The 8,848-nt window shown below is 42.6% G+C and carries 6 protein-coding genes; 4 read left to right on the forward strand and 2 right to left on the reverse strand.

What is annotated here, in order from left to right; translation table 11 throughout:
• Window positions 1-420: 420 nt before the first annotated feature.
• From HWQ38_RS03030 to HWQ38_RS03040, 3 genes are all read left to right on the forward strand, one after another.
• Window positions 421-1,020: a cytochrome b/b6 domain-containing protein gene (locus HWQ38_RS03030; protein WP_292789913.1), complete on the forward strand. Its 600-nt coding sequence runs from the start codon at window positions 421-423 to the stop codon at window positions 1,018-1,020.
• 59 nt (window positions 1,021-1,079) lie between these two features.
• Window positions 1,080-2,513, forward strand: coding sequence for a bifunctional orotidine-5'-phosphate decarboxylase/orotate phosphoribosyltransferase (locus tag HWQ38_RS03035; protein WP_292789915.1), 1,434 nt, complete (start codon window positions 1,080-1,082; stop codon window positions 2,511-2,513).
• Window positions 2,514-2,856: 343 nt separating this feature from the next.
• Window positions 2,857-3,945 carry an AI-2E family transporter gene (locus HWQ38_RS03040; RefSeq protein ID WP_292789919.1) on the forward strand — a complete coding sequence of 363 codons (1,089 nt, stop codon included), beginning with the start codon at window positions 2,857-2,859 and terminating at the stop codon, window positions 3,943-3,945.
• 198 nt (window positions 3,946-4,143) lie between these two features.
• Here HWQ38_RS03040 and HWQ38_RS03045 read toward each other — a convergent pair whose 3' ends face one another.
• Window positions 4,144-6,597 carry an ATP-dependent Clp protease ATP-binding subunit gene (locus tag HWQ38_RS03045; protein WP_292789921.1) on the reverse strand — a complete coding sequence of 818 codons (2,454 nt, stop codon included), beginning with the start codon at window positions 6,595-6,597 and terminating at the stop codon, window positions 4,144-4,146.
• A 346-nt stretch (window positions 6,598-6,943) separates the two neighbouring features.
• Between HWQ38_RS03045 and HWQ38_RS03050 the strand changes: the two genes are divergently transcribed.
• Window positions 6,944-7,240, forward strand: a complete 297-nt coding sequence (locus HWQ38_RS03050) for a DUF3288 family protein (RefSeq protein ID WP_292789916.1) — start codon at window positions 6,944-6,946, stop codon at window positions 7,238-7,240.
• A gap of 64 nt (window positions 7,241-7,304) precedes the next feature.
• On the opposite strand, the gene HWQ38_RS03055 is transcribed toward HWQ38_RS03050, so the two are convergent.
• Window positions 7,305-8,723 (reverse strand): aldehyde dehydrogenase family protein, encoded by a 1,419-nt coding sequence (locus tag HWQ38_RS03055; protein WP_292789917.1) that lies wholly within the window; start codon window positions 8,721-8,723, stop codon window positions 7,305-7,307.
• Between the last annotated feature and the right edge of the window lie 125 nt (window positions 8,724-8,848).

Genomic DNA, 8,848 nt, shown 5'->3' on the forward strand with positions numbered 1-8,848 from the left:
TTAGTGTTTTCCACAAACAAAAGTAGCTTTTACTTCTTCAAAAGCAGCTTTTAATTTCGCATTTTAGTGTTTTCCGCAAGCAAAAGCAGCTTTTACTTTCTCAAACCCCAGTTTGCTTACTCATTTAAGTAATTTACGCATTCATTTTGGTATATCATTGAGCCGAAAGCTGGCGTAGGCGTAGCCCGTCGGAGACATCGCTCTAGAAAAGAAGTGTAAATCTAGAAGCGATCGCACACCTAAACTTCACTAAACTAGATCAATTACTGGTAGAGTTAGCAAACTTTAAAGGCTATCCCCTCATCTCAAAACTTGTTCTGTTGAATCATAGGATGAGAAAATAAGGGTAAGTAATAATTCCCAAACTTGCTGGCCTATTTACCCAAAACAGATAATCAGCAACTTTTATCAGTCAAATCTATGACTTCAGCCGTTCCCCCTCAAATTCGGAAGCCGCCCACTCAAGCAATAGGAGCCAAAATTTTCCACTCCTGTAACATCATTAGTCTGTTTATCATGCTCACCAGTGGACTACAAATTTACAACGCCAACCCTGTTTTTGGTGGACGTGCAGGTTTGCACATTCCGCCGATATTTACATTAGGAGGTTGGCTCGCAGGAGGTAGAAACTGGCATTTTGCCGCAATGTGGCTATTCTCGCTAAATCTTTTGTGGTATGGAATTTACGTTTTAATTACTCGGCGCTGGCGACATCGGTTTGTAGGTGGCAATGACTTTAAAGCATTACAAAAAACTCAAAATTCCCAGCGCCTAATTTATGCTTGGCATCGGATTGCCTATACAGCAATTATTCCTATTTTGCTGCTGGCATTATTTACAGGAATAGGAATGTATAAACCTGCTCAATTTCCCTGGATTGTGGATCTATTTGGCAGTTGGCAAGCATTGCGAATCGTTCACTTTGCCTCAGTGCCGATGGTTATCTTATTTGCAGTTATTCACTCTCGATTAGGGCAAAAAGCTGGAGGGACTCAACTAACAGAATCGATGTTTTGGTAAAGGAACTATCAAAGACGCAAACACCAATAACTAATAAGCCTTTTTTAAAACCGAAAAATATGAACTTTTTTGATAAATTGAATCGTAATATCTTGCAAAATCAAAGCTTACTATTTGTAGGACTTGATCCAAATCCAGAGATGATGCCTGTGCGTTATGAATCTGAAGAACTCATCGCTGGTTTGGAGAAGTGGTTACAATTCATCATTGCAGAAACTGCCGATTACGTTTGTGCCTATAAACCCACACTTGGCTTTTATGAAGCGCTAGGTATTCCCGGTTTAGAACTGCTATACAAAACTTTAGCAGCTATTCCAGCCCACATCCCAGTTATTTTAGATGCCAAACACAGTGACTTAAATACTAGTACCATCTTTGCCCGAACTGTGTTTACAGAATGGCAAGTAGATGCAATCACTCTCAGTCCTTATACAGGACAAGATCATGTAGCACCTTTTTTGGTATATCCTGAGAAAGCGGTATTTATTTTATGCTGTACTTCTAATCCAAGTGCAGAAGCTTTACAACAATATCCTACGAACGAATCACCCCTTTATTTACAGGTGGTCAAAGAATCAAAAACCTGGGGAACTCCAGAACAATTGGGTTTGGAAGTAGGAACTACAAATCCTGAAATCTTAGCACTTATTCGAGCGATCGCACCTGAACGAATCATTATGGCGCGTAGCATCTGGGCAGAAGGTCAAAACCTCAAACAAATTTTAGAAGCAGGGTTGAATGCTAACGGTGATGGCTTGCTAATTCCTGTTCCTCAAGATATGTTGGGAAAGACAAAACTATCTCAGGAAGTCCAATCTTTACGCGCAGAAATTAATAAAATCAGAACTGAAATTATTCATGACAATTCTACTTGTTCTGTGTGGTTTTCTGATGTTTGTTTGCTAAATCAGCACCCCCAACAAGATTTGATTTTACAACTTTATGACGTTGACTGTATTATGTTTGGCAGCTTTATCCAAGCGTCAGGAGCGATATTTCCTTACTACATCGACTTACGCAAAATTATTTCCAATCCTCAAGTTTTTAATCAAGTTCTCACTGCATATCAGGATATTTTGAAAAATCTTAGTTTTGATAGATTAGCAGGTATTCCCTATGGTTCTTTACCGACTGCGACTGGTTTAGCTTTACGCCTTCATTGTCCAATGATTTTCCCTCGTAAAGAGGTGAAGGCGCACGGAACTCGGAAAGTAATCGAGGGTAACTTTCATCCTGGTGAAACGGTTGTGGTAGTTGATGATATTCTCATCAGTGGCAAAAGTGTTATGGAAGGGGCAGAAAAGTTAAAATCAGCAGGATTAAATGTTAATGATATTGTGGTATTAATAGACCATGAACAAGGAGTGAAAGATAGGTTACAGCAAAATGGATATCGCGGTCATGCAGTTTTAACTATTTCGGAAATTACTAATACTCTGTATCAAGCTGGGCGAATAAATGAGGAGCAATTTTTGGCTTTTGCTGAAAGTTAGTAATCTAGAACTTAGGCACTGTACAAATTCATCATGATGTGCATCAATCAAAATAGGTTGTTTCAGGCTTTTCTTAATTATCGTTGGATCGTAAATAGACCATGCTGTAGGGGTTTAGCAATGCTAAACCTCTACGAAAAATATGGTTTTTTGCGTTATAATTTACTCTTTCTTGTCAATGCGTAAGTCCTATAATCGGAATAATGGGGAGTGGGAAGAGACGCGATTAATCGCGTCTGTACTAGGGAATGGGGGAAGATTTTTGTTATCTACTTCCCATTAGGCATATTTAATTTCCAGGTTCAATCTAGTAACTAGAATAATTTTGATTTCTAAATTAATGATGAATTTTTCACTGAATCAACTACTTAGATGGTTAATTTTTACGCTGCTATTTCCTCTAGTCTTTCTCAATGGTTGGCTAGCATTTTTGCTTGTTAAAAATCTTCAACCTGTCGTCACAATTCTTGTGTTGGCTACTTTGCTTGCATTCGTTTTAAACTATCCTGTTTCGATTCTCCAACAGAGGGGAGTTAAACGAGGCTATGCAGTAGCATTAGTTTTTATATTAGCATTGGTAATTGTTGTTGCTTTGGGTATCACTTTATTGCCCATTGTTTTAGAGCAATTTAATGAGATGGTTAAAGTCCTTCCCCAATGGATTGATTCTAGTGAAGAAAAACTTCAGATTGTAAATGATTGGTTTTTGAGGCACAAATTAAATGTGAATCTCAGTCAGTTATTAACACAAATAACCAACAAATTCCCCAATGAATTAGAGTTTCTTTCCGATAAACTTTTAAGCATTATCATAGATACTCTTGATAGTATTTCTGAGTCATTAATCACAGTAGTATTGACTTTTTATCTGTTGTTAGATGGGCCAAGAATTTGGGAGGCGATATTTAAGAAGTTACCTGGAAATGTTGCCCAGGAGATTAGCCAGTCTATTCAGCAAAACTTCCAAAATTACTTGATTGGTCAGGGAAGTTTGGCTTTGCTGATGGGTTTTTCAGTAACATTATTGTTTTTAGCTTTTCAAGTCCAGTTTGGTTTACTCTTTGGTTTGGGAGTTGGACTTTTGAGCTTAATTCCCTTTGGTGATGTCGTCAGTCTGATTGTCATCACTTTCATCATAGCTACACATGACTTTTGGCTAGCAGCGAAGGTTTTTGCAGTAGCTGTTGTGATTGATCAGTTCATTGATCAGGCGATCGCACCCCGATTATTAGGTAAATTTACTGGACTTAGACCAATATGGGTATTAGTTGCTTTGCTTGTAGGAACCAATGTTGCTGGAGTCTTGGGTTTAGTAGTTGCAGTACCTGTAGCTGGTTTGATCAAAGATGTAGCAGATGGTTTTTCTAAATCTGGTGATTCTGAGAATCAAAAATCACCAGACATATTAACCGAAGAATCAATATTGCCATAAACTAACTTCCATAACATCATCTAAATTATGTTTGAAGAGTTATTTACAACCTCATGTGTACAGTAGTCTGACCTTTCCCATATACCGTGAAAAGTCTGAACAAAAAAAGCCCCTAGTATTTCTACTAAGGGTAAGATATAATACCATTTAACTTGATGTTTCCCTGTTAGTGCCTCTACTTAGATAAGAGGTGAGCTATTAGCTAACATTTGCCAACAGTAATTCTCGTTTTTCTGATTTTTTGACTCTGATCTGAGAGTCATCATCAACATCGATAATCGCTGTGTCTCCATCTGTAATTTCACCAGACAGCATTGCTTCGGCGAGAGAATCTTCTAGGAGGCGCATAATTGCCCGACGTAATGGCCTAGCACCATAGCTAGGATTGTAGCCTTCTTGAATTACACGCTCTTTGAAGCGATCGCTAACTTCTAGGATAATTCCTCTTTCCGTCAAGCGGCTAGCAACATCGCGCAGCATAATTTCCGCGATTTGCTTAACTTCATCCTTGGAAAGCTGGGTGAAGACGATAATCTCATCAAGACGGTTGAGGAACTCAGGACGGAAGTAAGCTTTCAATTCCTCATTTACCAAGGTGCGGATGCGGTTATAACTAGCGTCGGCTTGAGTGTCGAAGTCAAAGCCTAAACCACTACCACCTTTTTCAATCACCTTGGAACCAATGTTGGAAGTCAAAATGATCAGCGTGTTCTTGAAGTCCACTTTCCGACCTTTAGCATCGGTAAGATGACCGTCATCCAAGAGTTGCAGCAGCATATTAAATACATCAGGGTGTGCTTTTTCGATTTCGTCGAATAGCAGCACTGAGTATGGTTTCCGCCGCACAGCTTCTGTAAGTTGTCCGCCTTCGTCGTATCCCACATAACCAGGAGGCGAACCAATCAGCTTGGCGACAGTGTGGCTTTCCATGTATTCGGACATATCTAGGCGAATCATCGAGTCTTCTGAACCGAAGAAGTAACCAGCTAGTGCCTTCGCCAATTCTGTTTTACCGACTCCAGTGGGGCCAGAGAAGATAAAGCTAGCAATGGGGCGATTGGGATTTTTTAGGCCGACGCGGGCGCGACGGATACCGCGAGATACAGCCGAGACTGCTTGCTCTTGACCAATCAGACGTTGATGCAAAGTGTCTTCTAGGTGCAGGAGCAACTCTGACTCAGATTCAGTTAGCTTGTTGACTGGTACGCCAGTCCAAGAGGCAACGATTTGGGCGATGTCTTCTTCGTCAACTACATTAGAGTTGACAGGTTGACCATTTTGTGTAAATGTTGCTTGCAGTTGTTCTGCGAGTTCTAACTCTTGGTCGCGTAGGCTTCCAGCTTTGTCAAAATCTTGGACTCTGACTGCTGCTTCTTTAGATTTGGTAACGCCAGCGAGTTCACGCTTAAGTTCTTTATTCGCAGAACTCTGAGAGTTCCTTAGATGAACGCGAGAACCTGCTTCATCAATCAAGTCTATAGCCTTATCGGGCAAGAAGCGATCGCTAATATAGCGGTCTGATAATTCTGCTGCTGCGACAAGTGCCGCATCGGAAATTGTGACTTTGTGGTGTTGTTCATAAGCACCGCGCAAACCGTAGAGAATTTGTACGGTTTCCTCTACTGAGGGTTCCCCGACCTTAATCGGTTGGAAACGACGCTCTAGGGCGGCATCGCGCTCGATATGCTTACGATATTCATCAAGGGTAGTTGCGCCGATGCACTGGAGTTCACCTCGTGCTAAGGCAGGTTTGAGGATGTTGGCTGCATCCAAGCCACCTTCTGTACCACCAGCGCCAACCAAGGTGTGAATTTCGTCAATCACCAAGATGATATTGCCGACAGTGCGGACTTCTTCCACAACTTTTTTGATACGTTCTTCAAAATCGCCACGGAAGCGAGTTCCAGCTACCAATGACCCCATATCGAGGCTGATAACTTGTTTGCCCTGTAAGCTTTCGGGAACATCCTGATTGATAATACGTTGAGCTAGACCTTCAGCGATCGCAGTTTTACCAACTCCTGGTTCTCCAATCAACACTGGGTTATTCTTAGTCCGGCGACCGAGAATTTGGATCGCCCGCTCAATTTCCTTCTGGCGACCAACTACAGGGTCGAGTCTGCCTTCTTGTGCTAATTTGGTCAAATTTCTGCCAAACTCTTCCATAACTAGCGGTTGGGTGCGCTTTTGACTACCACTACCAGCAAAAGCCGGTGAATTTTCACCCAAACGGCGAACTATGGCACTGCGGACACTCTTGAAATCAACTCCTAAATTTTGGAGTACTTTGGCGGCAACACCTTCACCAGCCTCGGTCAATCCCAAGAGTAAGTGTTCAGTGTTAATGTAATTCTGTCCCAGACTGTGAGCTTCTTTAAAGGATTGCTCGAAGAGGCTTTTCACCTTGGGGGTAAAAGGAATTTCTGGTGGTACAAAGCCAGAACCCCTACCAATAATTTTTTCTACCTCACGGCGGGCATCTTTGAGGGTAACGCCTAATTCGGCCAGCACTTTAGCAGCAACTCCAGTTCCTTCTCCCATCAAACCCAGGAGAATTTGCTCAGTTCCTACGAAGTTGTGTCCCAGGCGACGTGCTTCCTCCTGAGCTAACATAATTACTCTAATGGCTTCGGAAGTGAAGTGTTCAAACATAATGGGTTCTTGCTCCCTCGCTGCTTGGACTTTGGGTGAGATAAAATTCACCCTCATCTAAAGTTTTTTGTATTTTCTTAAGGACTAATGTAACTTTATTTAAAGTTAGGTGGCAGTGGTGAGAGCCGTAAGACCTCAGGTGTAGTTGCCGTCTACGATGAGTGAGGGAGTGGGCTTGCCCTGAGCGTAGCCGAATGGGGTAAGTAAAGAATTGCAAGGTTGACAGTTAATTTTTCAGTATTTAACAATTTTCTTGTGCCTCTCCTGCCTCCCTCTCTCAGCTAAACTAAAAACTTAGGACTCAACACGGGTTAAACCCTAGCTAATCCGCTAACAGGACATGACGATGACTGATGCACCCGCAGGGAAAGACCAACAACATCCTCTTTATAACCGCGATCGCCCCGTTATTGATATTTTACTCCTTCAAGAGGCGACAGACTATAATTTAGCAGAAATGGCTAGACTGCGAATGCGTTATCAAAGGTTTCCAGGGGCGAGAGACATCCAAAAAGACCTCGATAAAGCCTTGCAACAGTGGGGTTTGACCGAAGCCGAGCTTTTTGAGAAAACTCGCAAAATTCACGATTTGGGGGGAATTTACAAAAGTCGCGGCAAGAAAGAAGAACAGGATTGGAATTAGTTAGCAAAACCAGACAAGCAAATGTAGTTATTTTGCTCGGATTCAATTAAGGCTGATCTAGGCATCACTCCCCATTCTCAAACCACCAAGGGTCATTGGTAGCGTTAGTTTTCATCAAAATAGCTTTTTTTCGCATGAACCGTTTCAGCGCCGCCGCACCCATGCGTGACCCTCCCAGACCAGAGAATTTAAAGGAGTTTTTTTCTCCCTCATGTATCATAGCGGTGAGTCCAGCATCGTTGATACTGATAGCACCTGCATCTATCTGGTACGCAACTTCTAAGGCTTCGGCTTCCGAGGCAAACACAGCAGCACTCAATCCATAAATTGAGTCATTCGCTAAAGATACTGCCTCCTCTACTCTGGAAAAAGGCATGACTGGCATAATTGGCCCAAAAGTTTCTTCGGTCATCACTTTCATGGAATGATTAACCTGGGTAAGCACTGTGGGGCGACACCACCAACCGCCACCTAAGTCTTCAATTACACCGCCGCAGTGAATTACTGCTCCCTTTTCAACTGCATCTTGGAGATGGTCGCTAATAATTGCTGCTTGTCTTTCGGCGATGATCGGGCCAATTTCTCCACTTTCAATTGTCGGGTAGGCTAGTTGAAGGCGATGTGCTTTGGCTACTAATTGATGATAAAACTTTTCAAATATGGATTCTGCAACGTAAATTCGCTCAATTGAGAGGCATGACTGTCCGGTGTTGACGACGGAACCCCACAATATTGCTGAGGTTGCTAATTCTAAATTGGCTGATTCTAAGACGATCGCCGGATCTTTTCCTCCTAATTCCAAAAAAGCTGGAATAAACCGTTTAGCAGCCGCTTCTGCTACTTTTCGCCCCGTGGCTACACTGCCTGTAAAACATACCAAATCTACATTTTCAATCAAAAGAGATCCGGTTGCGCCTTCTCCTTCAACAAAAGTTAATACATCGTGCAGTTTAGGAACAGCGTTGAGGGCTGTAATCATTGGTGCTACGAAGCGGGGAGCAATTTCACTGGGTTTGACAATCACGGCACAACCCGCCAGCAATGCCGGAATGGTATCAATGGTAGACAGCAACAGGGGAAAATTCCAGGGGCTAATGATCCCAACTAGGGGATAAGGAACGGATGTTTGTTGCAAGGCGATAAACGGAATAGCTGTATTTTTTGCAGATTCTTGCAGCAACTCCGGCGCTAACCGACACCAGCGATCGATGCTAGAGAGGAAGGAATCTATTTCTAATACTGAGATTGACAATCTTCCTGTATCATTTACCAAAGCCTCCGTTAAGCGATCGCGTCCAGATAATATCGCTTGTTTCCACTGCTGTAAAGCTTCAATTCTCCCCTCTAAACCCAACTGCTGCCAGCGAACTTGCGCCCGGCGCGTGCGCTTACATTGTTGTACCAGCAGCTTTGAGGGCGGCGGGATAATTACGTAGTCAAATTTGCCAGTTCGGGGATTGCGGACTTCTATTGGTTTTGTCATTGGTCATTTGCCATTTGTCATTTGTCATACCCTGCGGGAAGGCGAAGCGCCTATGTCATTTGTTATTACTCCCAATGCCCAATACTTCTCTACGAGAGGCTGCGCCAACGACTTCGCTCAGTACA

It is taken from the genome of Nostoc sp. NMS7, assembly GCF_017115085.1.
Taxonomy (GTDB): domain Bacteria; phylum Cyanobacteriota; class Cyanobacteriia; order Cyanobacteriales; family Nostocaceae; genus Nostoc.

Bases quoted from the DNA above. Each gene is read 5' to 3' on its own strand.
- HWQ38_RS03030 (WP_292789913.1), top strand. From the start codon at position 421: ATGACTTCAGCCGTTCCCCCTCAAATTCGGAAGCCGCCCACTCAAGCA.
- HWQ38_RS03035 (WP_292789915.1), top strand. From the start codon at position 1,080: ATGAACTTTTTTGATAAATTGAATCGTAATATCTTGCAAAATCAAAGC.
- HWQ38_RS03040 (WP_292789919.1), top strand. From the start codon at position 2,857: ATGAATTTTTCACTGAATCAACTACTTAGATGGTTAATTTTTACGCTG.
- HWQ38_RS03045 (WP_292789921.1), bottom strand. From the start codon at position 6,597: ATGTTTGAACACTTCACTTCCGAAGCCATTAGAGTAATTATGTTAGCT.
- HWQ38_RS03050 (WP_292789916.1), top strand. From the start codon at position 6,944: ATGACTGATGCACCCGCAGGGAAAGACCAACAACATCCTCTTTATAAC.
- HWQ38_RS03055 (WP_292789917.1), bottom strand. From the start codon at position 8,723: ATGACAAAACCAATAGAAGTCCGCAATCCCCGAACTGGCAAATTTGAC.